General features: G+C 63.2%; 1 protein-coding gene. It reads left to right on the top strand.

What is annotated here, in order from left to right; all coding sequences use genetic code 11:
- Positions 1 to 333, top strand: a 333-nt coding sequence (locus EN852_RS35805; protein WP_135879682.1) for an SDR family oxidoreductase, incomplete at its 5' end; no start/stop codon positions are given.
- Positions 334 to 394: the final 61 nt, after the last annotated feature.

The raw sequence follows: 394 nt of genomic DNA, 5'->3' as shown, positions 1-394 counted from the left end.
GCTTTCCGCACGCCCTACTCGGCCGCCAAGTTCGGCGTGATCGGCTTCACACAGAGCCTTGCCAAGGAACTCGGGCCGCACGGCATCAGGGTCAATGCCATCCTGCCCGGCATCATCGAGGGTCCCCGCATCGAGGGCGTCATCTCGGCGCGCGCCAGGCAGATCGGCATCAGCCACGAAGAAATGACCGGGCGCTATCTGCAGAACATCTCGCTGCGCCGCATGACCAGCCCTTATGATGTCGCCTCGGTGGTCGCCTTCCTGCTTTCGGATGCGGGGATAAACATTTCCGGCCAGTCGCTCGGTGTCGACGGCAATGTCGGAACACTTTGAGGGCAACATCCATGGCACAGGTTGCGATCGTCGGCAGCGGATTCATCGGGCGGGGCTGGGC

This window comes from Mesorhizobium sp. M2E.F.Ca.ET.209.01.1.1 (genome assembly GCF_004010375.2).
Lineage (GTDB): Bacteria > Pseudomonadota > Alphaproteobacteria > Rhizobiales > Rhizobiaceae > Mesorhizobium.
The sequence above is the reverse complement of the archived record's forward strand: the minus strand, read 5'-3'. Positions and strand labels throughout refer to the sequence as shown.